Origin of the sequence: Microbacterium ulmi (genome assembly GCF_011759705.1) — a bacterium.
In the GTDB taxonomy this organism is placed as follows: Bacteria; Actinomycetota; Actinomycetes; order Actinomycetales; family Microbacteriaceae; genus Microbacterium; species Microbacterium ulmi.
Genome location: NZ_JAAOZF010000001.1, coordinates 232,511 through 253,698 on the forward strand (window position 1 = coordinate 232,511; position 21,188 = coordinate 253,698).

Here is a 21,188-nt window from a genome sequence, read left to right on the forward strand (position 1 = left end):
CGGGTCACTGTCCCGCTGCGCGCCGCTCGAGGAGCCGCCGCACGTGCGCCTCGATCTCGGCGTCGTCGGCGGCACCCGTGCCGTCGAATGCGGCGGATGCCGCGGTCTCGCGTGCGCGCCGCGCGGCCACGAGCGAAGGGGGGCGCTGCGCCTCCGCCCGCTCGCGCATGGCCTCGTCGAGCACCGCCTGTCGCAGCGCCTCGCGGGCGGCGGCGGCATCCAGCGTCGCGGACGCCTGCGAGCCGGCGGATGTCGTCAGGGGGCGCGGCAGACGGCGCGGGGCCCACGTGCGCTCGTCGGCGGGAAGCACGACGTCCTGCACGATGGCAGGAACGCGCTCGGCCTCCGTCGCGGCGATCGTGTGCACGGCCGCTCGCGCGTCCACCGTCGACATGCGGCGCAGCAGGAGCCCGCTCGCGATCGCGAGGCCCACGCCTGCCCATAGAAGAGTCTGGGCTCCCGTCTGCAGCACGGTCCAGACGCCGAGTGCGACGAGGGCGACGGCGGCGACGCCCACGGCTGCCGTGACGAGACGGGCGCGGCGGCGCGCTCGCGCGCGGCGGGCGGCGGGCAGTGCGCGCACGGCGGCGAGCTCGCGACGCGCCTCTTCCATCCGCGCGGCCTCGCGCTCCTGGAGGGCGCGGCGCTCGAGGTCGTCGTGCTGGGCCTGCGCGCGGCGGGCGAGCTCCTCCCTCTCGGCGAGCGACCGCTTGGCGGTCTCCTCCCGCTCGGCGAGCGACCGGCGGGCCAGCTCGTCGCGCTCGGCGAGCGCGCGACGCGCGAGACGCTGCTGCACGAAGGCGGTCCGCGTGTTCAGCTCGAGCCGCACCTCTTCCGGCGTCTCGCTCGTCTCGGCGAGGATCCGCAGAGCCTGGTTGAGGCGCACGGCGTTGCGCTCGGCTGCATCGTAGCGATGGCGGCTGGCCCACGACGGCAGAAGGTACACGAGCCAGAGCAGCACGCACACGAGCACGATGACGCCCCCGCCCAGCACCTGCCCACCCATGGCGTCAACGGTAGGCGACGGGCGCGGAACGGTCCCGCCATCCGTGCGCGTGTCGCGGTCTCGACCTCATGTTGAAGGTGAGGCACGCGAGGGAAGGGATCAGGCGTGCAGCCGATCCGACGGCGGAACGGTCGCAGCATCCTGCGGCGCACGCCCCTGCACCCACCGCTCGAGCACGCCTTCGGGAACCTCTTCGCGCACGAGCGCGAACGCGTAGTGGTCGCGCCAGTCGCCGTCGATGTGGATGTAGCGACGACGCAGCCCCTCGTACCGGAAGCCGAGCTTCTCGACGACGCGCAGGCTCGCGCGGTTCTCGGGGCGGATGCAGATCTCCATGCGGTGCAGCCGCAGCTCCGCGAAGCACAGGTCGGTGGCCATCGCGACGGAGGTGGGCGTGATGTTGCGCCCCGCGAACCTCTCGCTCACCCAGTATCCGATGGTCGCCGACGACAGCGAGCCGCGCGCGATCCCCCACACGTTGAGCTGACCCGCGACGTCGCCGTCGTACTCCATGACGAGGGGGACCCCCGCTCCGTCGCGGTACTGCTGCAGAAGGCGACGGATGCCGAGCCGCATGTCGAACGACACGGGGCCGTCGGGGCTCGTCGCCTCCCACGGGCGCAGCCACGTGCGGTTGGCCAGCAGCTCCTGCTGCAGGACGCGCGCGTCACGCGGGCGGACGAGCCGGATGGAGACCGGGCCGTGCCGATGAGGTGCGATCGGCTCCATCAACCCCCCTCGGTCTCACAAGGTCGCAGCGAACTCCTTGAACCAGGGCCGCAGCTCGGGGCCGAGGTCTGCACGATCGGCAGCGAGCTGCACGATGGCCTTGATGTAGTCCACCCTATCGCCGGTGTCGTAGCGGCGACCCCGGAAAATGACGCCGTACACGCCGGGTCCTTCCGGGTCGGCAGCGAGCACCTGCAGCGCGTCGGTCAGCTGGATCTCGCCGCCCTTGCCGGGCTTCGTGCGCTCGAGGACGCCGAAGACGCTCTCGCCGAGCACGTAGCGGCCGATGACGGCGAGGTTCGACGGCGCATCCTCCCTGGCGGGCTTCTCGACCAGGCCCGTCACGCGCACGACGTCGCCCGACTCGGTGGGCTCGACGGCGGCGCAGCCGTACATGTGGATGTGGTCGGGGTCGACCTCCATGAGCGCGATGATCGCGGCGCCCGTGCGCTCGTGCTCGGCCATCATCGTCGTGATGAGCGGGTCGCGCTCGTCGATGAGGTCGTCGCCGAGCATCACGACGAACGGGTGGTCGTCGACGTGGCGCTGCGCGCGGAGCACGGCGTGGCCCAGACCCTTCGGGTCGCCCTGGCGCACGACGTGGATGTCGGCGAGGTTGCTCGACGCCTGCACCCGCTCGAGGCGATCGAGGTCGCCCTTCTCGGCGAGCTTGACCTCGAGCTCGGGGACCGAGTCGAAGTGGTTGGCGATGTTGTGCTTGTTGCGCCCCGTGATGATCAGGACGTCTTCGATGCCCGCAGCGGCGGCCTCTTCCACGACGTACTGGATCGCGGGCTTGTCGACGACGGGAAGCATCTCTTTCGGCATCGCCTTGGTGGCGGGAAGAAAGCGCGTCCCCAGACCCGCGGCGGGAATGACCGCCTTGAAGTGCTTCGTAGGCATGCGGGGAAGTTTAGCCTGGCTCGGAGACGCGCACGGACCGGGGCGTAACGCGCCACGCCTAGAATCGAGGCATGTCCGACGCGATCGCCAGCGCCAAGCGGGCGTTCCGCGCCGACTTGCGCGAACGCCGCCAGCTGCTGTCCCAGGCCGCGATCGACGCCGCCGCAGACGGCGTGCGAGCCCAGCTCGGCGCTCTCGTCGACCTGCTCGGCGCACGCTCGGTCTCCTGCTTCCTGTCGACCACGACCGAGCCGGGGACGCGGCGGTTCGTTCAGGATGCCGTGGCCCGCGGCATCCGGGTCCTCCTTCCCGTCACGCGGTCCGACGGCCTGCTCGACTGGAGCGTCGCGACGCCGGACGGCGACATCACGGAGGGCCTGTTCGGGCTTCCCGAGCCCGTGGGCGAGCTGCTCGGACCGATCGCCGTCAACGACGTCGACCTCATGATCATCCCGGCGGCGGCCGTCGACGGCTCCGGGATGCGCCTGGGCTGGGGCCGCGGCTACTTCGACAAGACGATCGGCTCGATGGAGCGCTGCCCGCCGGTGTACGCCGTCGTGTACGACTCCGAAGTCGTCGACGACGTTCCGCACGACGTCCGCGACGAACGCGTGACCGGAGTCGTCACCCCCACGCGGACCATCACGTTCCCCTCCTCGCGGCGCTGAGCCCCGACATCCCGAAAGATCCCATGCCCACCTACGCCTATGCCTGCAAGCAGTGCGGCCACCGTTTCGACGCCGTGCAGTCCTTCGCCGACCCGACCCTCACCGAATGCCCCGAGTGCGGCGGACCGCTGCGCAAGGAGTACGGCTCGATCGGCGTGACCTTCAACGGCTCGGGCTTCTACCGCACGGACTCGCGCGCCGGGGCGAAGTCCGACTCGACCGGCTCGGCGTCTGGCGACTCCTCCGCATCTTCGACATCATCGAAGACGGAAGCGAAGGCTTCACCCGCACCGACGGGTCCATAGATCCGGCCGAAGCCGGAGACAGGGGGGAGACCACATGATCAAAGGCTTCAAGGAGTTCATCCTCCGGGGCAACGTCATCGACCTGGCCGTCGCGGTCGTCATCGGCGCCGCATTCACGGCCGTCGTCAACGCGATCGTGTCGAGCATCATCAATCCGATCATCGCGCTCGTCTGGGAGCCCGACGAGAACGGCGCGATCGGCTGGACCGTGCAGGGCCTGTGGGGTCCTGTGACGTTCCCGTTCGGCGACCTCCTCAACGCGATCATCGGCTTCCTGGCCGTCGCGCTCGTGGTCTACTTCGTCTTCGTGCACCCCATGAACGTCTTCAAGGAGCGCGCGGCGGCCAAGAAGGGCGTCCCCGCGGAAGAAGACGCGCCGCTTCCGACCGAGCAGGAGCTGCTCGTCCAGATCCGCGACCTCCTCGAGAAGCAGGCGCCCGCCACGTCCTAGTAGTGCGGCGGGACGTCTCGACGCAGACGCTCGTCGTTGGGCCCGGATGCCGCACCCGACTCGTCCGCGGGGGGCGCGGCATCCGGGCCCTCGTCTGCGGGCACGGGCTCGGGCGTCGTGCCCGGAGCCGGCGTGAGCTTCGCACGGCGCGAGCCGGCGACCCGCTCGATGCGCTGTCGGCGGCTATTCGATGACATCGAGCGGCTGCGTGTCGGTATCGGCGGTGGGAGACTCCGCCGCGACGCCGAGGATGCCCGCGACCCGCGCGGCGACGGCCGCGGGGTCGCTATACAGGTCGAACGAGTGCACGCGCACGTAGTGCCAGCCCAGGCGCCGCAGGATCTGCGGACGCAGGCGCAGGGACTCGCGCAGCGACTCGCCCACCGTCTCGGGGTCGCTCTCCACGACGACGGCCTTGCCGTCGTGCTGGGCGACGAGCGGAAGCAGGCCGCGGTAGCGCACGTCGACCGATACTCCGAGCCGGCGCAGCTCCCGCGCGAGCGACAGCGTCAGCGGATCGGCGAGGTCTTCGAGCCGCGCCTCGCGCGCTCGGGCCGCGACGCCGCCCAGGATCCCCATGAGCGTCGCGGCGCCGTGCTCCAGCCGACCCTCGTCGAAGGCCGATGGGCGGATCGACGAGACGATGACCATCGACCTGCGCGCCCGCGTCATCCCGACCGTCAGGAGCCTCTCGCCGTCGGGCGTCGACAGGTCGCCGAAGTCGGTGAGCACCCGGCCGTGCTTTGTCAGCCCGAAGCCGAGCGAGAAGATGACGCGGTCGCGGCTCTCGGCGACCGACTCCTCGAGGGTCAGCACGGCGAGCGGCTCGGCCGTGTCGCGTGAGACGAAGTCCGCGACATCCGATCGTCCTGCGAACGCCGACTCGACGGCCGCACGGATGCGCTCGGCATGCTTCGTGCTGGCGGTCACGACCATGAGCGACTCGGCGCCGCGGTTGACGGCGTGCTCGACGACGAGCGTCACGACGCGCGCGACCTCGGCATCGGGGCTCTCCACTGCGCCCGTCACGGGATCGGGCACGCCGGTTCCGCCTTCGACGTAGTCGACGCTGAGGCTCCCGCGGCCGAGATACGAGCCCGCCCACGGCAGGGACGAGAGCTCGCCCCCGTAGAAGGCCTCGTTGACGAGCTCTGCGAGGTCTTCACCGCCCGCGCGATAGCTGCGCGTCAGGGTCGTGACGGGCACGATCTCGGCGAGCCGCTCGAAGACGCTCGTCTGGTCGAACGGCTCCTCCGGCTCTTCGGCCGCGGCGCCGGCGGCGACGCTGAACGGCGTAGGCCGCTGCGTCACGGGGTCGCCGAACACGACGACCTGGCGGGCCCTGCGCAGGGCGGGGGCGGCCTCGGCGAGGCACAGGGCCGCGGCGTCCGCGATGAGCACGACGTCGAACTCGACGTCGTCGGGGATCTCGGGCACGTCGTAGGGAGATGCGACCCACACCGGCGCGAGCGCGCGCATGACGTTCGGCGCGACGGCCGTGAGCGCCGCGGGCGTGACGGCGCCGCGCTTGAGCGCGGCCTTGAGCGCCGCCGCCTCCGCGGCCTCGTCGACGATCGCGATCCGCCACTGCGTCGCGAGGTGCGCGGCCAGGAGCGGTCCGGATGCCGCGGCGTGCGCCTGGTCGACGAGCCGGAAGTCGCGCTCGAGGCGGTCGACGACAGACGTGTTGGCGCCGAGGAGCGACCGGTCGGTGCGCAGCAGATGCTCGAGCGCCGACTGCCACCACGCGAATTCGAGCTCGTCTCCGACGACGTCTTCGGGAACGTGGCGGACCGACAGCTCCATCAGGAGCTCTTCGAGGCCCAGATGCGCGAGCTCCGTGCGCAGGGTCGCGCGCTCGACGAGGTTGTCGAAGACGTCGGACTCGGCCGCGAGGCCTGCGAGCGTTCGCACGAGGTGGGCCACGGGCAGCGCCGCGAGGCGCCCCGCGCCGGCACGGCCCAGGATCTCGTCGAGGCGCGCGAGGTCGGAGTCGACGCGCTGCCATGCGACGTAGACGTCGGCGAGGCCCGTGGGGACCTCCGGCGCGTTGCCCGGCGCCGCATACCGCTGCCACTCGCCGCGCTGCTGCTGGATGCGCACGAGCGACTCGTGCATGTCGGCGATGTGGACGCCCGGACGGATGTACTCGCGCGAGAGCCGCTTGAGCCTGCGCCGGTTCGCGCCCGTCATCGACGGCGCGTCCCGCCGGTTGCCGTGCGCCTGGATGAGCTCGCCGAGGGGGCGCTCGAACACCGTCGGGCTGAATCGGTCGAGCGAGTCGCGGATCCCCTGCAGGAGCCGCAGGTACACGCCGAGCTCGGCGATCGTCCCGAACGGTCGCATGCGCGTCTGGGCGATGAGCTCGTATCCGCGCTCGAGGAGCGCGGGCAGGTCGCGCCGATGGAGCGTGCTCGCGAGACCCTGCGAAGCGCGCGCGTCCTGCGTCGTCGCGAACGTCACGCCGTACCAGGGCGAGTCGTCGGGTCCGAAGCGGAACTCGCCGAGCCGCGCGGCCGTCGCGAGGGTCTCCGCCGCCTTCGCGCGCGCGGGCGCGACGCGCTCGAGCGTCGCCAGGTCGAACCTGGTCTGGGCCGACGGCACGGGCGTGCGCGCCGACAGCGCCGACAGGCGGTGGAGGATGTCGAGCACCGACACTCCGAGCGACGCGTGCTTCGCCGTCACGGCGCTGCGATAGTCGCGCAGGACGCCCCGCAGCCGCACGAGCGCGGCGTCTATGTCGGAGACCTTCGGCTGCTCCGCCTTCTCGTTGCGGACGATCGCACGGATGAGGTCGCGCTGCAGGTGCCGGGGCGACACGGCGAGCCCGTCGAGGCCGATCCCGCCGAGGCGGTGGCGGATGCCGTCGACCGTCGAGCGACGCGCGCTCACGACGAGGACGCGCCTGCCCTCCTGCACGAGCGATCCGAGCGCGTTGATGACCGTCTGCGTGCCGCCCGTGCCCGGCAGCGTGTGCACGGCGAGCGACTGCCCCGCCGAGATGCGGGCGAGCACGCCCTCCTGCTCCGCATCGGCGTCGAGCAGGAGCGTGTCGGAGGCGGGGGGCCGTTCGTCCGGATTGGCGGGGGCGACGCTCTCTCGCGTCAGTGCGAGCGACTCCCGGTCGGTGTGGTGGCCCGCGAGGGCGTTGATGACGGGATGGTCGAGGTCGGCGGCATCCCGCGCCATGCCGGCGCCGACGTCGGCGAACGTCGACACCACGAGACGCGGGTGCACCGTGAACGTGGGGACGGATGCCGTGAGCGCGCGCACGTGGTCGATCACGGGCTGCGGCTTGAAGACTCCGCCTTCGTACGCCAGCGCTGCGAGAGCCGCGCCGTCGAGCTCGATGCCGAAGTGCGTGCGCACGGCGCGGACGAGCTCGGGATTGACCGTGAACGAGCCGTGGAGCTTGACCTCGAAGTCGGAGTGGTGGCGGCGGATCGCGAGCGGGCGCAGCAGCACGGGCGCCGTGCAGGCGAGGGATCCGATGCGCCACGACGCGAGCCCGACGGCGAGATGAACGGCCTCGACGCCGCGCGCCGTGCGCAGCTCGACGTTCTTGGCCGTGATGCGCTCTGCGGCGAGCCGAGCGTTGCGCAGCGCCACCTCGTCGCGGAAGAGGTTCGACAGGAGGGTCGATCGTCCCGTGATGAACTGCGGGAGGCTCCCCGGGTGCGCGCGCGTGATCTCGATGCCCGCGTCCGTCGCGTCGGAGAAGTGCAGGAGCGTCGAGCGGCCGCCGAGCTCCGCCGCGAGGCGGCGCAGCCGGTCGCGCTCGGGCTCGGCGATGTGCACGACCGTGACGCCGGGCTCGGAGAGACCGAGATTCCCTGGGGTCACGGATGCCGCGGGCCCGGCGTCTTCGTCGCCGACCACGGCGCTGCCTTCTGCTCGCCACACACGAGCCACCCTAAGCGCCCGTCCCGCGCGGTCCCGGCATCCGCGCCGGGTTTCGCCGGATTGACGGGACACGCCGGATGACCGGCCGTTCCTCCCCAGCCCGGGTTCGCCCGTCCGCCTTCGGCACGGGGATCGGTCCCGGCCGGCGGCGCGACGGCCCGGGCCAGGATGGTGCCATGACCCACACCGCCTTCCGCGTGCACCCCTCGCCCGTCGGCGACATCCTGATCGTCGCGACCGACGAGGGCATCGTGACGCTGCATCCGTTCCGCGAGCCGCTCGGCGTCGAGCTCGAGCGGCTCACGCATCTTCTGCACGCCGTCCCCGAGCACGACGAGACGGCGGGCGGCGATGTCGACGTCCAGCTCGACGAGTACTTCGCCGGAGAGCGCCGCACGTTCGACCTCCAGCTCGACTGGCGGCTCGTCCGCGGGTTCAATCGCGCGGCGCTCGACGCCGTGCTCGGCATCCCCTACGGCGAGACGGCGGGCTACGGCGAGGTCGCGATCGCGGCGGGAAGCCCGGGGGCGGCGCGCGCGGTCGGCACGGCGTGCGCGACGACGCCGTTCTCGATCGTCGTTCCCGTGCACCGCGTCGTGCGGGCCGACGGATCGCTCGGAGAGTACGGCGGGCACCCCGAGGTCAAGCGGTTCCTCGTCGACCTGGAGGCGTCGGCGGCGGCACGGGCTGCGGGCGAGTAGGCCGCCCGCACGACAGCGGTCCCGGGCGAGGATCCCCCCTCCTCGCCCGGGACCGCACGACGTCGTGCTAGTGCACGACCGCCTTCTCTGCGCCGTGGCCCGTGAGAGAGCGCACCTCCATCTCCGCCGCCTTGCGCGGGTCCTCGCCCCCGCGCGAGGTGACCGAGCCGAGCCAGCCCAGCAGGAAGCCGAGCGGGATCGAGACGATGCCGGGATTGTTGAGCGGCCAGATCGCGACGCCGACGTTCTTGAAGACGCTCGTCTCGGTGCCCCAGAAGACGGGCGACAGCACGATCAGGACGACGGCTGCCGCGAGGCCCCCGTACATGCTCCAGACGGCCCCGCGCGTCGTGAACCGGCGCCAGAACAGCGAGTACAGGATCGTCGGCAGGTTGGCCGACGCCGCCACCGCGAAGGCGAGCGCGACGAGGAACGCGATGTTCTGCCCCTGCACCGCGATGCCGCCGAGGATCGCGAGGATGCCGATGACGACCACCGTGCGCCGCGCGACCTTCACCTCGCCGTCGGGCGGGACGTTGCCCTTCTTGACGACGTTCGCGTAGATGTCGTGCGCGAAGGACGCCGCCGCCGTGATCGTGAGTCCCGCCACGACCGCGAGGATCGTCGCGAACGCGACCGCGGAGATGAACCCGAGCAGCAGGGGCCCGCCGAGCGCGAACGCCAGCAGCGGAGCCGCCGAGTTCACGCCGCCCGGCGCGTTCCTGATCGTGTCGGGGCCGACGAGGGCTCCTGCGCCGTAGCCGAGGACGAGCGTGAGCAGGTAGAAGATGCCGATGAGCCAGATGGCCCACACGACAGAGCGACGCGCCTCCTTCGCCGTCGGCACCGTGTAGAACCGCATGAGCACGTGCGGCAGGCCCGCCGTGCCGAGCACGAGCGCGATCGCGAGGGACAGGAAGTCCCACGGGTTCTTGCCGTACTGCAGGCCGGGTCCGAGGATCGCGTCCTTGGGGTCGGTCGTGGAGGCGGCGACGGCGCTCTCGAGCAGCGTGTTGAGGTTGAAGCCGTTGATCGCGAGCACCCAGATCGTCATCGCGAGGGCCCCGCCGATCAGCAGGAACGCCTTGACGATCTGCACCCACGTCGTGCCCTTCATCCCGCCGATGAGCACGTAGACGATCATGAGGACGCCCACGACCGCGACAACCAGCGACTGGCCGAGCTTGTCGTTGATGCCGAGCAGCAGCGCGACGAGCCCGCCCGCCCCCGCCATCTGCGCGAGCAGATAGAAGAAGCACACCGCGAGGGTCGTGAGCGCGGCGGCCATGCGCACGGGGCGCTGCTTGAGCCGGAACGACAGCACGTCGGCCATCGTGAACTTGCCGGTGTTGCGCATGAGCTCCGCGACGAGCAGGAGGGCGACGAGCCACGCCACGAGGAACCCGATCGAGTAGAGGAACCCGTCGTATCCGTTGATCGCGATGGCCCCCGTGATGCCGAGGAAGGATGCCGCGGACAGGTAGTCGCCCGAGATCGCGAAGCCGTTCTGCGGGCCCGTGAAGGACCGCCCGGCCGCGTAGTAGTCGGCCGCCGTCTTGTTGTTGCGGCTCGCCCTGATGACGATGAACAGCGTGATGGCGACGAACGCCGCGAAGATCGAGATATTCAGGACGGGGTTGTTCTCGACCGTCTGGACCGCAGCGTGCACGGCGCCGAAGAACTCGCTCATGCGCCGGCCTCCTGCTTCTCGAGTTCGTCGCGGATGCGGGCCGACGCGGGGTCGAGGCGGTGGTTGGCGTACCAGACGTACCACATCGTGATCGCGAACGTCGTGACGAACTGGCCGAGTCCGAGCAGGAGGCCGATCGTCACGTCGCCCCACACGCGCTGCGCCATGAACGCGGGCGCGAACGAGGAGAGCAGGACGTAGACGAAGTACCACACGAGGAAGATCGCCGCGAGCGGGAAGACGAAGCTGCGGTGCCTCCTCTTGAGCTCCACGAAAGCGGGCGACTCCTCGACTGCGATGTAGTCGATGCCGCCCGGCGGGGCGGTCTCCGTGAGGTTGTCGTTCATGTGCGGCCTCCTTGCCACTGGGTCGCGACGCATCATCGCGTCGCTTGGGGGATGCGGTCGGCGCCGCGGACGGCGTCGACCAGGGCATCGAGCACCGTGGGGTCCTCGATGGTCGCGGGGATCTTGTAGGGCTCGCCGTCGACGATCTGCCGCATCGTCTTGCGGAGGATCTTGCCGGAGCGGGTCTTGGGGAGCCGGTCGAGCACCGTGACGTCGCGGAACGCCGCGACGGGCCCGATGTGCTCGCGGACGAGGGCGACGAGCTCGCGTTCGAGCTGCGCGGGGTCGATCCGCTCGTGCGCCTTGAGCGTCACGAAGCCGGCTGCGCGCTGGCCCTTGAGCTCGTCGTGCACGCCGATGACGGCGCACTCCGCGACGGCGTGGTGAAGCGTGAGGACCTCTTCGAGCGAGCCCGTCGAGAGGCGGTGGCCGGCCACGTTGATGACGTCGTCGGTGCGGCCCATGACGAAGAGGTAGCCGTCGTCGTCGAGGTGGCCGGCATCCCCCGTCGCGTAGAAGCCGGGGAACGCATCGAGGTACGACTGACGGAACCGCGTGGGGCTCCCCCAGATCCCCGTGAGCGTGCCGGGCGGCAGCGGCAGGCGCAGCGCGATGCTCCCTTCGTCGCCGGGCTCGGTGAGCTCGCGGCCCTTGCCGTCGAGGATGCGCACGTCGTATCCCGGCATCGGCACCGCGGTCGACCCCGCCTTGGGCTCGAGGCGCTCGAGGCCGCGCGGGATCGCGCAGATGGGCCATCCCGTCTCCGTCTGCCACCAGTGGTCGACGACCGGGACGCCGAGCCCCTCGTCGGCCCAGTGCCACGTCTCCGGGTCGAGGCGCTCCCCCGCGAGGAAGAGCGACTGCAGTCCTGAGAGGTCGTGCGCGGACAGCTCGTCGAGATCGGGGTCGACGCGGCGGATCGCCCGCAGGGCCGTCGGCGCCGTGAACATCGTCTTGACGCCGTACTCGGCGACGATGCGCCAGAAGGCGCCGGCGTCGGGGGTGCCGACGGGCTTGCCCTCGTAGAGGATCGTCGTCGCGCCTGCCAGGAGCGGCCCGTAGACGATGAAGGAGTGGCCGACGACCCAGCCGACGTCGGATGCCGTGAACATCGTGTCGCCCGCGCCGACGTCGTAGATGTTGCGCATCGCCCACGCGAGCGCGACGGCGTAGCCGCCCGTGTCGCGCACGATGCCCTTCGGCGATCCCGTCGTGCCCGACGTGTACAGGATGTAGAGCGGATGCCCCGACGGCACCGCGACCGGACCTGCGGGCTCGGCCGCGGCGACGAGCTGGTCCCAGTCGTGCACCGAGACGGCGGGAGCCGCGTCGGCGAGCTCGGCGGCGGTCCCGGGGACCACCGCCCTGTGCCGCACGACGACGTGCTCGACGATGCCCGGCGCGATCTCGAGCGCCCGCGCCACCATCGGGAGGTACTCGACGGCGCGCCCGGGCTCCAGCCCGCCCGACGCCGTCACGAGCACCGTCGGCCTCGCGTCCTCGATGCGCACGGCCAGCTCCGTCGCGGCGAAGCCGCCGAAGACGACGGAGTGCACGGCGCCGATGCGGGCGCACGCGAGCATCGCGATGACCGCCTCGGGCGTCATCGGCAGGTAGAGGAGCACGCGGTCGCCGATGCCGACGCCGAGTCCGCGCAGGGCCCCCGCGAACTCGGCGACGCGGTCGCGCAGCTCGCTGTACGTGTAGGCCTTCTTCGTGCCCGTCATCGCGGAGTCGTACCGCAGGGCGATGGTCTCGCCGCGCCCCGCGTCGACATGACGGTCGAGCGCGTTGACGCTCATGTTGAGCGCGCCCTCGGGGAACCAGGTCCAGGCGCCGTCCGTCTGCTCGAGCGCCCTGGCGGGCGCGGCATCCCATTCCACGGCGCGCGCGGCGTCGAGCCAGAAGGTCTCCGGCTCGGTGACGCTGCGCGCCCAGGTCTCACGGTAGGTCGACATCACCCCGCCTTTCGTCGTCGAAGAAGCGCTGCGTGCGGCTCGTCTGCGTTGACCGGCCGCGTGGTAGGGTCGACGCTACGAAACGCGGCTGAGCCGCCGTCACCCCCGAAAGTAGGGAGCGGGTGACCACGCAGGAGTGGAGCGCAACAGAGTCGCAGCTGCTTGCGGGCGCGTTGCGCGAGTTCGCTCAGCAGACGCACTTCCCCGTCGTGTTCGGCGGTTTCGTCACGGCTGACGGCGTCCGTGTCAGCACGGTGCTGGGCAGCCGCACCCGCAGTCTCGAGGGCCTCATCGTCCGTCCCGACCGCGGGCTCGGCGGGCGCGCCGTCACGGAGCTTCGCCCCCGCATGACGAACGACTACGGCTCTTCGCGCCAGATCACGCACGACTACGACGGCGCGGTGCTCGGCGAGGGCATCTCGACGCTGCTCGCGGTCCCTGTGCTGGTCGGCGGTCGCGCCCGGGGAGTGCTGTACGGAGGCTCCTGGGTCGCGTCGACCGTCGGCGACGTCGTCGCTGCGCCGGGCTTCCGCATCGCGGAGACGCTGGCCACCGAGCTGCGCGTGCGCGAAGAGGTCGAGCGTCGGATGACGGCGTTCGGACACATCCGCTCAGCGCCGGCCCCCGCGCGGGCGGGGCTCGACGCCCAGCAGCGCGAAGAGCTCCGTGCGAGCTATGCCGAGCTGCGCAGCATCTCGGCGAGCGTGACGGATGCCGCGCTGCGCGAACGGCTCGCATCGCTCGAGCAGCGCCTTGCAGGGTTGTCCGGCGAGGCGGTCGTGCAGGATGCCGCCTCGTCCGAGGTCACCCTGTCGCGACGCGAGACCGATGTTCTCGCCTGCGCCGCCATCGGTGCGACCAACGCCGAGATCGCGACGACGCTCGCCCTCAAGGAGGGCACGGTCAAGTCGTATCTTCAGTCGGCGATGTCGAAGCTGGATGCCTCGACCCGCCACGCGGCGGTCGCGAAGGCGCGCCGCCTCGGCCTGCTCCCCTAGCGAGGCCGTGTCCTCTGGCCCATTCCGCGGGTGCCTGGCTAGGGTGTCCTCATGGCCCGCAGAATCGTGCATCAGCTCGTCGACGACCTCGACGGGACCGTCCTCGAGGTCGGCGACGGCGAGACGGTTCTCTTCTCGCTCGACGGCGTCGCCTACGAGATCGACCTCAGCAACCAGAACGCGGCGGCGCTGCGCGATGCGCTCGGCCCGTTCGTCGACGCGGGGCGCACGATCTCGTCGCGGGCCGCGGCATCCTCCGGCTCGTCCTCGGGAGGCAGGCGCCGCCGGACGAGCCAGCAGGACTACGGCCCCGTCCGCGCGTGGGCGAAGGCGAACGGCTACACGATCTCCGACCGAGGGCGGGTTCCGGCATCCGTCCTCGAGGCGTACGAAGCGGCCAACTGACTCCTTTCGTAGAAACCCTCCATGTGGTCTGACCACAGTGGATGATCAGTCGTAGGGACCCCACGACCGATTCGTCGTGTCACGACGGCTCATGTGGACTGGACACATGAGAACTCTGCGTGCGCGCGCCGGCGCGCTTCTGACCGCCGCCGTCGCAGGCTCCCTGCTCCTCGCGGGCTGCTCTGCCGGCTCCGCCCCCGCCGACGCAGGAGCGTCCGCGCCCGCCGTGATCGCCCCCGCCAACTCCACCGAGTTCGGCCTTCCCGCAGGATCGGGCCCCGTCGAGATCGGCCTGTGGACCGACCTCTCGTGCCCGCACTGCCAGTCGCTCGAGGAGATCATGGGACCCGACCTGCAGCAGTGGGTCGCCGACGGCGACGTCTCCCTCACGATCCACCCGCTCAACTTCGTGAGCGCGAAGCGCGGCGACGCGACCGAGTGGTCGACGCGAGCGGCGAACGCCCTCGCCGCCGTCGCCGACGCAGGCGAGGCCGACCGCCTGCCGGCGTTCTACGCGCTGCTGCAGGAGCACCAGGTCACCTCCGACGGCGCCCTGACCGACGACGAGATCGTCGCGCTCGCGAGCCAGGCGGGAGTCACGGCGGACATCTCGGACGCCGTCGCCTCGCAGCGCTTCGGCGCGTGGGTGTCGGCGTCGAACGAGCACTGGCTCGGCCGCACCATCGGCGGCACGGAGCAGGTCGTGCAGGGCGTTCCGATCCTCGTGATCGACGGCGCGGTCTTCGAGATCCGCGGCGACGGCACCGACGCGCAGCGCATCCGCGACGCGGTGGCGACCGCGATCGCGGCCTGACGCGCGGGCGGTGCCCGAGGGGGCGCGCGCGACGGAGACCTGTCCGTTCACCGCCTGTTCACGTCTCCTTTGTGCGCGCCGGGCGGAGGATCGCTAGCTTTCGGTTCGTGCCCCTCCACATCTCCCGGTCCCTCGCGACGCTCGCGGCGGCGGCGCTCGCGGGCGCCCTCGCCGTCGCCCTCCCCGCCGCAGCCCACGCCGAGACCGCGGCGGCCGTTCGGATCACCGAGTGGATGTACAACCCCGTCAGCTCCTCGGGCGAGTACATCGAGATCACGAACCTCGGCGCGACCCCCGTCGACCTCGCCGGCTGGTCGTTCGACGACGACAGCGCGGCGCCGGGGACCGTGCCGCTGGGCGGCCTGGGCATCCTCGCGGTCGGCGAGTCCGCGATCATCACGGAGTCGGCGGATGCGGTCTTCCGCAGCGAGTGGGGTCTCGACGCGTCCGTCAAGATCCTCGCGGGCAACACTGTCAACCTCGGCCGCGCGGACGAGATCAACATCTTCGACGGCCCCGACGCGGTCGCGGATCTCGTCGACCGGCTGGCCTACGACGACCAGAGCGCGATCGCCACCGTCAGGGGACCGCGCACACAGGGCGTCGCCGGCATCCCGAAGACCGGCGCCGCGCTCGGGGCGAACGACGCGTCGCAGTGGCAGCTCTCGGTCGTGGGTGACGCCGAGGGCTCCTGGGCGTCGACTCCCGGCGACATCGGCTCGCCGGGAAGGAGCCGCTTCGCCGACGAGGGCGGCAGCGGCGGTCCCGCGTGGGCGAGCATCCGCATCAACGAGGTCTCTTCGGACAACGGCAGCACGCCGGTCGGCGATGCGATCGAGCTGCACAACACCGGAGCCGCCGACGTCAGCATCGACGGGTGGCTGCAGACCGACAGCGGAGCGGCGAGCGGCGCCACGACGTTCTCCGCACGCCTCCCCGACGGAACGGCGACGACGGTCGTCCCGGCGCACGGCTACGTGTACTTCGCCTCGACGAAGGGTCTCGGCAGCGGCGGCGACGCCGTGAAGCTGTACCTGCCCGACGGTGCGAACGGCACCGCCGGCACGCTCGTGGACTCCGTCGAGTACACGGCGGGCGAGGCTGGGTCAGACGAGGGCAACGACTTCGGCGCCGGTGCGTTCGCACGCTGCCCGGACGGGACAGGGGGCTTCGTCTCGGTCTCCGGCAAGAGCTTCGGCGCGTCCAACGCGCTTCCCTGCCAGACGCCCCTGACGAACCCGGCCGACGTGCCGACGCCGACGCTGCCCTGCCAGCCCGAGGCTCCGGATGCCGCGGCCGCACTCCCCGGAACGGCCCTTCCCCCGACCGCGTGGCCTGGCTCCCCCGCCGTCACGATCGCCGACGCGCAGTGCGCGTGGACGACCTCGACCGGTCCGGAGGGGCGCGACGTCAGCGGCCTGGTCTTCGACCCGAGCGACGCGAACGTCATGTACGCCGTCAAGAACAAGAGCTGGGTCTTCCGCCTGGTCAAGCAGGGCGGGCTCTGGGTGCCCGACACGAGCAACGGCTGGGGCGCCGGCAAGCAGATCTTCTTCCCCGGCAGCACCGACTCGGCGACCAACCAGCCCGACACGGAGGGGCTCACGATCGGCCCAGACGGCGCGCTCTACGTCACGACCGAGCGCAACAACCAGGCGAACGACATCCCCCTCAACTCGATCCTGCGCTTCGACCCGGGCCAGTCCGGCACGCAGCTCGTCGCGACCGACGAGTGGAACCTGACGGCGGAGTTCCCCGAGCTGCACGCCGGGAACAGGACAGAGGCGAACCTCGGCTTCGAGGGCGTCACGTTCGTGCCCGACGCCTACCTGACGGCCAACGGGTTCGTCGACCAGTCCACCGGCACGACGTACGCGCCGGGCGCCTACCCGAGCCACGGCACGGGCCTGTACTTCGCGGCCCTGGAGAACGACGGCAGGCTGTACGCGTACGCCCTCGACAGCGACCACGCCTTCCACCGCGTCGCCGTCGTCGACACGGGCATGGGTCACGTCATGGACGTGCAGTTCGACGCCGGCACTCAGCGGATCTGGGCGCTGTGCGACAACACGTGCGGCGTCACGACGACCGTGCTCAAGGTGAGCTCGACCGGCACGATCGTGCCGGAGGCCGCATACAGCAGACCGGCCGGCCTGCCCGTCAACAACCTCGAGGGCTTCGCCCTCGCGCCCGACTCGACGTGCGTCGACGGCACGAGGGAGGTCCTGTGGTCGGATGACGGCATCTACGGCGACGGTCCCGGCAGCGCGACCGAGGGCCACGCGCTCTACAGCGGGCGGATCGACTGCGATCTCGGCCTCGGCGATCAGGGCGTCCCGAAGGGACCGGATGCGTGGGACAGGACGAAGGTCTACGACACCGGGGATCGGGTGAGCTTCGGCGGCAAGGTCTTCGAGGCGCTGTGGTGGACCTCGGGCGAGACCCCTGGCACGAGCAGCAGCGGCGCCTGGGCCGAGATCGCGACGGCCGCCGACGGAACGGCGATCTGGACGTCGTCGCGGATCTTCACGACCGGCGACACGGTCGTTCACCAGGGCAGGACCTTCACGGCGCTGTGGTGGACGCGTGGGCAGACGCCCGGCGGCGTCGGCGGTCCGTGGAGCGAGATCGTCGCCCCCACCATCCCCGGCGGCATCCCCGCGTGGAGTGCCGCGACCGTCTACAACGGCGGCGAGAAGGTGACCTATCAAGGCCGCACGTACCAGGCGCAGTGGTACTCAGCCGGAAGCGCTCCCTCGCCGACCGCGCAGTACGGGCCCTGGAAGCTCATCGGCTGACGACGGCCTCGTCGCGGCGGAGGACATCCGGGGAGCTGACCCGGAACCACCGCGCGCCATCGCGGCCGGGGCCGTGACTACTGCCGGGTCGTGACGATGCGCATGCGCTCCTCGGGACTGATGACGTGGTCGTAGCCGAACTCGGGCCGCACCTGGTGATCTCCCGCGGAGAGCGGGCGGTCGGCCCGGATGTGGGTCCGCTGCATCCCGAACCGGTCGCAGCAGAACGTCGGGCGGCCTTCATCCAGGTAGACGGACCAGCCGCCGAAGACGCCGCCCCGAGCCACGACGACGCCGCTCGTCCCGCCGTCGGACCGTCAGCTCGCCGGCGGCGCGAGCGCTGCGCGGCGATCCGTGGGATACAGACCCGTCACGAAGCCGTAGTCGCGCGTGCCTGTGCGCGGCATCGCGGAGAACTCCGCGACGAGGTCCATCACCCGCTGCCAGAACGTGTCGACGCGATCGTCGGGGATGCGGGCGTAGCGCAGCATCGCGCGCAGGTCGTCGTCGTGGTGCGCCGACGACGACTCGGCGGCCGCCGTGCTGAGCACGTTGGGGATGAGGGCGAGTTGATCGGGACCGATGTCGCCGACGTAGAAGATGCGCGCCGTGCGCCCGTAGAAGCGCTCCTCGATCGCACGCACGCGGCGGGTGCGGACGACCCTGAGCAGACCCGCGTCGACGAGCCGGTCGACGTGATAGGCGACCGTGCTCGGCGGTCGCTCGACGGCCGCGGCGAGTTCGCGGACCGTGGCAGCGCGTTCCAGGAGCAGGTCGACGAGCTCCCCTCGCAGCGGGTGGAACAGCGCCGACAGTTCGGCCGTCGACGCGACGATGCGCAGGTCCTCCCACTCGTAGTCGGGGCCTGACGGCTCGGCGCTCGATTCAATGCTCGACATTTGTGGATCATTCCGATAGCTTGATTGATCTATAGCTCTGGATCATACAGAGGATGCCGCGATATGTTCACGACGCGATTGCTGACCGAAGCGACCTGGCCCCAGTTCGCGCAGCTCGTCGAGGCGAACAACGGGGTGTGGGGCGGATGCTGGTGCATGGGCTTCCACCCCGAGGGCGTGGGCAGACCTGGGCAGACCGCAGAGAACAATCGCGCAGCCAAGCTCCGGCATGTCGTGGCCGGCAGCGCTCACCAGATCCTCGTCTACGACGGCGACCAGTGCGTCGGCTGGTGTCAGTTCGGTCGACCGCACGAGTTGCCGAACGTGAAGAATCGGCGCAGGTACGAGGACGAGTCCGACATCCGGCCGGACTGGCGCATCGGATGCGTGTTCACGACCTCCCGGCGACGAGGCAGCGGCATCGCCTCGGCGGCCGTGCGCGCAGCACTCGACGAGATCGGCAAGGCCGGCGGCGGAGTCGTCGAAGCGTACCCCGAGCAGACCGAAGGCCGACCGCCCCAGCGCGGAGCGTACCTGCACACCGGGCCCGAGGAGCTGTTCGCCCGCTACGGGTTCACGCGTGTCCGGCAGATCGCCAAGTGGCGCTGGGTGATGCGCGCAGAGATTCCTGCGGGCGCAGGTGCCCACGAGGAGGCTCTTCGCGAGCGGTGGTCCTAGGCGACGCGCTCGATCTCTCCCGGTCGCCAGGTCTTGTCGAACCAGGGTCCGCCTCGGCAGGGACAGCGGGTCGAAGTGAGGGAAACGTCGGTCCGCGGTAGAGAAGGACCGGGTTGCGCTGGAGGGGACTCGGACACGTTTTGAGCATTGTGCTCTGCGACACCGAACGACAAGTTCCGCGGAATTACGCGGGTTCGAGAGTCGAACGGTATCGTGCGACGTCCGAAACAGCCCGCGGCGAATAGAATGCGGCCAAAATGCGGGCAAGAATCACCTGTCATGGAGCCTGTTCCGGCCCATGCCAGAATCGAATGCGGCCAAGACTGCATTGACCACGGCGTGACGGGGCCAGTCTTGGGCGATCTGCCCGCATCGAAGCGCATTGCTTGGCAATGTGCACAGATGCAGCTTGATGCGGGTCGTTGGCGTCAGTGCGCGTGCGAGGGGCCTGACGGAGAGCCCGGGAACTGGTGCGGGCGGGTCCGCTGCTCTTCGTCGGCGCGCATCCGCTTGTAGGTCTCGCGGGTGATGAGGTCCTCCGCGAGCCCGGCTTCGCGAGCCCGCGCCATCATCCGCGTGGCCGTGCTGACGCTTACGCCGAGCTGATCTGCAACGAGCTTGAGCGGCGCGATGTTCACCGTGGTCGCGATCCGGTACAGCCTCACCGCCTCAAGGACGGTCTCGCCGTACTCGCGATCCGATGCGTGTGCCCGCACGTCGGCGAGATACTCGCTCAGCTTCATCGACGGCCCCTCGCCGCGCTGCACCGTGACCAACTGCAGCGCAGACCGCTGGACGATCTGGAGGACACTCACGTCCCGCAGCGAGGCGGCGGTGACTTCCTCGCCCTCTCGCGTCCGATCCACTCGGACGGATGCGGCGACCGACCGTCGCAGCTGCTGGTCGTAGACCACGCCCACACGGATCGCACCCAGATTGTCGGGCTCGCCCGTCGCGACGGCATCCCATCTTGACGGCATGTGGACGCCGTCTCCGACATGGATCCGTTCGGGGTCGATCGCTTCGAGGAAGAGCTCGCTCACACCAGCGAGTGTCCCACGACTCGGACAAAGTGAGCAATTCATGTCGCGCTTTGCTCACGAAGAGAGTACGGTGTGCACAAGCGATGTCACGCATTGCTCACGGGAAGGAGAAGGCAATGAACAAGTCCGCGAACTCGCTCGCACTGGCGATGGAGGAGGCCGCCAAGCTGGTCGGTGTCGACTACCGCACGATCAAGCCTCGGCGAGCGCGACGCGGAACGGCTCGGCTCGGCATCGAGAGCGGGACGATCCCCACGGTCCAGCTCGGCCCGCGACGGATGATCCCCCCGCGTGCCGCTGCTGCGCGCCTTCGGCGTCGACGCCTGAAAGCGGCGCGACGGGCGGTGCAGCTCAGCGTCTAAGCAGGAAGCAGGCACGGCGCGATCCGAAAGCGTGCGGCCAGCGGGAGCCGCTCCCTCGTAGGGGTTTGCTCAAAGCGCTGGCTCGAGTCGGGTGGCCGCACTATGCGCTGGGAAAGGCGCGAGCGAGTTGGGTGTGGATGAGGTCGACGTCGACTAGCTGCGGCGGCGCGTCCATCAGGCGCTGGACTAGCAGGCGGGCCACAGAACATGGACACCATCGAGGCAGAAGGAGCCGCCGATCAATGGCCAGTCGGCTTCGAGAAGGCACAGCACGCCGGTCATTGGAGGCACGGTTTCTCCGAGCGCCGCAGTCACTCGTTGGACCTGGGACTGCACACCTTGGACAAGCTTGGTGCCGTCCCGTCCGCCGATACGCAGAGACTCCACACGCGGCCGGATGATGCCGCCTTCAACCCGCAGCGCGGGACGCTTACCCACCGCTTCGCGTCGATCACCCAGACCCCAGGCGGGCCGATCACAATGTGGTCTATGTTCGCTCGGGTGCCTCGGATGCGGCGGTCATGCAGGAC

At 70.7% G+C, this 21,188-nt stretch carries 22 protein-coding genes; 10 read left to right on the forward strand and 12 right to left on the reverse strand.

The genetic code is table 11. From position 1 onward, the window contains the following. Positions 1-4 precede the first annotated feature (4 nt). The 3 genes from FHS08_RS01100 to galU form a co-directional block, all read right to left on the reverse strand. Positions 5-1,006, reverse strand: a complete 1,002-nt coding sequence (locus tag FHS08_RS01100) for a large exoprotein (RefSeq protein ID WP_167034695.1) — start codon at positions 1,004-1,006, stop codon at positions 5-7. Between the two features lie 99 nt (positions 1,007-1,105). Further along, the gene (locus FHS08_RS01105; RefSeq protein ID WP_167034697.1) at positions 1,106-1,735 is read right to left on the reverse strand and encodes a GNAT family N-acetyltransferase; all 630 of its coding nucleotides are present in this window, start codon (positions 1,733-1,735) and stop codon (positions 1,106-1,108) included. A gap of 15 nt (positions 1,736-1,750) precedes the next feature. Next, complete coding sequence (gene galU, locus FHS08_RS01110) at positions 1,751-2,638, reverse strand: UTP--glucose-1-phosphate uridylyltransferase GalU (RefSeq protein ID WP_167034699.1); 888 nt, start codon at positions 2,636-2,638, stop codon at positions 1,751-1,753. Between the two features lie 71 nt (positions 2,639-2,709). Between galU and FHS08_RS01115 the strand changes: the two genes are divergently transcribed. Genes FHS08_RS01115 through mscL form a run of 3 tightly spaced genes read left to right on the forward strand, consistent with a single transcriptional unit; the run spans position 2,710 to position 4,062 of the window. Continuing rightward, entirely contained in the window at positions 2,710-3,306 is a 597-nt protein-coding gene (locus FHS08_RS01115) for a 5-formyltetrahydrofolate cyclo-ligase (RefSeq protein WP_167034701.1), read from the forward strand. A 23-nt stretch (positions 3,307-3,329) separates the two neighbouring features. Further along, a complete protein-coding gene (locus tag FHS08_RS01120) occupies positions 3,330-3,611 on the forward strand; it encodes an FmdB family zinc ribbon protein (RefSeq protein WP_167034703.1) in 282 nt (93 codons plus the stop codon). Between the two features lie 34 nt (positions 3,612-3,645). Further along, a complete protein-coding gene (gene mscL / locus FHS08_RS01125) occupies positions 3,646-4,062 on the forward strand; it encodes a large conductance mechanosensitive channel protein MscL (protein ID WP_167034705.1) in 417 nt (138 codons plus the stop codon). Here the strand turns inward: mscL and FHS08_RS01130 are convergent. Together FHS08_RS01130 and FHS08_RS01135 are read right to left on the reverse strand one after the other, a co-directional pair. Beyond that, positions 4,059-4,259 carry a hypothetical protein gene (locus tag FHS08_RS01130; protein WP_167034707.1) on the reverse strand — a complete coding sequence of 67 codons (201 nt, stop codon included), beginning with the start codon at positions 4,257-4,259 and terminating at the stop codon, positions 4,059-4,061. The two genes, mscL and FHS08_RS01130, sit on opposite strands and share 4 nt — an antisense overlap. Further along, positions 4,246-7,974 (reverse strand): AAA family ATPase, encoded by a 3,729-nt coding sequence (locus FHS08_RS01135; RefSeq protein WP_424960783.1) that lies wholly within the window; start codon positions 7,972-7,974, stop codon positions 4,246-4,248. Before FHS08_RS01135 ends, FHS08_RS01130 begins: the two co-directional genes overlap by 14 nt. 167 nt (positions 7,975-8,141) lie before the next feature. On the opposite strand from FHS08_RS01135, the gene FHS08_RS01140 reads away from it, so the two are divergent. After that, on the forward strand, positions 8,142-8,666 hold the full coding sequence (locus FHS08_RS01140) for a methylated-DNA--[protein]-cysteine S-methyltransferase (protein WP_167034709.1): 525 nt from the start codon (positions 8,142-8,144) through the stop codon (positions 8,664-8,666). A gap of 67 nt (positions 8,667-8,733) precedes the next feature. On the opposite strand, the gene FHS08_RS01145 is transcribed toward FHS08_RS01140, so the two are convergent. Genes FHS08_RS01145 through FHS08_RS01155 form a run of 3 tightly spaced genes read right to left on the reverse strand, consistent with a single transcriptional unit; the run spans position 8,734 to position 12,661 of the window. After that, a complete protein-coding gene (locus FHS08_RS01145) occupies positions 8,734-10,356 on the reverse strand; it encodes a solute symporter family protein (RefSeq protein ID WP_167034711.1) in 1,623 nt (540 codons plus the stop codon). Beyond that, positions 10,353-10,703, reverse strand: a complete 351-nt coding sequence (locus tag FHS08_RS01150; RefSeq protein ID WP_167034713.1) for a DUF485 domain-containing protein — start codon at positions 10,701-10,703, stop codon at positions 10,353-10,355. The genes FHS08_RS01145 and FHS08_RS01150 overlap by 4 nt, the downstream gene beginning before the upstream one ends. Positions 10,704-10,735: 32 nt before the next feature. After that, positions 10,736-12,661, reverse strand: coding sequence for an AMP-binding protein (locus FHS08_RS01155; protein WP_167034715.1), 1,926 nt, complete (start codon positions 12,659-12,661; stop codon positions 10,736-10,738). Positions 12,662-12,783: 122 nt separating this feature from the next. Between FHS08_RS01155 and FHS08_RS01160 the strand changes: the two genes are divergently transcribed. From FHS08_RS01160 to FHS08_RS01175, 4 genes are all read left to right on the forward strand, one after another. Next, on the forward strand, positions 12,784-13,659 hold the full coding sequence (locus FHS08_RS01160; protein WP_167034717.1) for a LuxR C-terminal-related transcriptional regulator: 876 nt from the start codon (positions 12,784-12,786) through the stop codon (positions 13,657-13,659). A gap of 51 nt (positions 13,660-13,710) precedes the next feature. Further along, positions 13,711-14,064, forward strand: a complete 354-nt coding sequence (locus tag FHS08_RS01165) for a histone-like nucleoid-structuring protein Lsr2 (RefSeq protein ID WP_167034719.1) — start codon at positions 13,711-13,713, stop codon at positions 14,062-14,064. A gap of 106 nt (positions 14,065-14,170) precedes the next feature. After that, a complete protein-coding gene (locus FHS08_RS01170; RefSeq protein ID WP_167034721.1) occupies positions 14,171-14,878 on the forward strand; it encodes a DsbA family protein in 708 nt (235 codons plus the stop codon). A gap of 107 nt (positions 14,879-14,985) precedes the next feature. Continuing rightward, complete coding sequence (locus tag FHS08_RS01175; RefSeq protein WP_167034723.1) at positions 14,986-17,676, forward strand: lamin tail domain-containing protein; 2,691 nt, start codon at positions 14,986-14,988, stop codon at positions 17,674-17,676. A 77-nt stretch (positions 17,677-17,753) separates the two neighbouring features. Here the strand turns inward: FHS08_RS01175 and FHS08_RS01180 are convergent, their stop codons facing one another. After that, positions 17,754-17,963 carry a hypothetical protein gene (locus FHS08_RS01180; protein ID WP_167034725.1) on the reverse strand — a complete coding sequence of 70 codons (210 nt, stop codon included), beginning with the start codon at positions 17,961-17,963 and terminating at the stop codon, positions 17,754-17,756. 30 nt (positions 17,964-17,993) lie between these two features. After that, the gene (locus FHS08_RS01185; RefSeq protein WP_167034726.1) at positions 17,994-18,575 is read right to left on the reverse strand and encodes an ArsR/SmtB family transcription factor; all 582 of its coding nucleotides are present in this window, start codon (positions 18,573-18,575) and stop codon (positions 17,994-17,996) included. A gap of 63 nt (positions 18,576-18,638) precedes the next feature. Between FHS08_RS01185 and FHS08_RS01190 the strand changes: the two genes are divergently transcribed. Beyond that, complete coding sequence (locus tag FHS08_RS01190) at positions 18,639-19,253, forward strand: GNAT family N-acetyltransferase (protein WP_167034728.1); 615 nt, start codon at positions 18,639-18,641, stop codon at positions 19,251-19,253. Between the two features lie 428 nt (positions 19,254-19,681). Here the strand turns inward: FHS08_RS01190 and FHS08_RS01195 are convergent, their stop codons facing one another. Beyond that, complete coding sequence (locus tag FHS08_RS01195) at positions 19,682-20,296, reverse strand: helix-turn-helix domain-containing protein (RefSeq protein ID WP_167034730.1); 615 nt, start codon at positions 20,294-20,296, stop codon at positions 19,682-19,684. 116 nt (positions 20,297-20,412) lie between these two features. Between FHS08_RS01195 and FHS08_RS01200 the strand changes: the two genes are divergently transcribed. After that, positions 20,413-20,658, forward strand: coding sequence for a hypothetical protein (locus tag FHS08_RS01200; protein WP_243847180.1), 246 nt, complete (start codon positions 20,413-20,415; stop codon positions 20,656-20,658). Positions 20,659-20,969: 311 nt separating this feature from the next. Here FHS08_RS01200 and FHS08_RS17190 read toward each other — a convergent pair whose 3' ends face one another. Next, complete coding sequence (locus FHS08_RS17190; RefSeq protein ID WP_249934607.1) at positions 20,970-21,185, reverse strand: nuclease-related domain-containing protein; 216 nt, start codon at positions 21,183-21,185, stop codon at positions 20,970-20,972. Between the last annotated feature and the right edge of the window lie 3 nt (positions 21,186-21,188).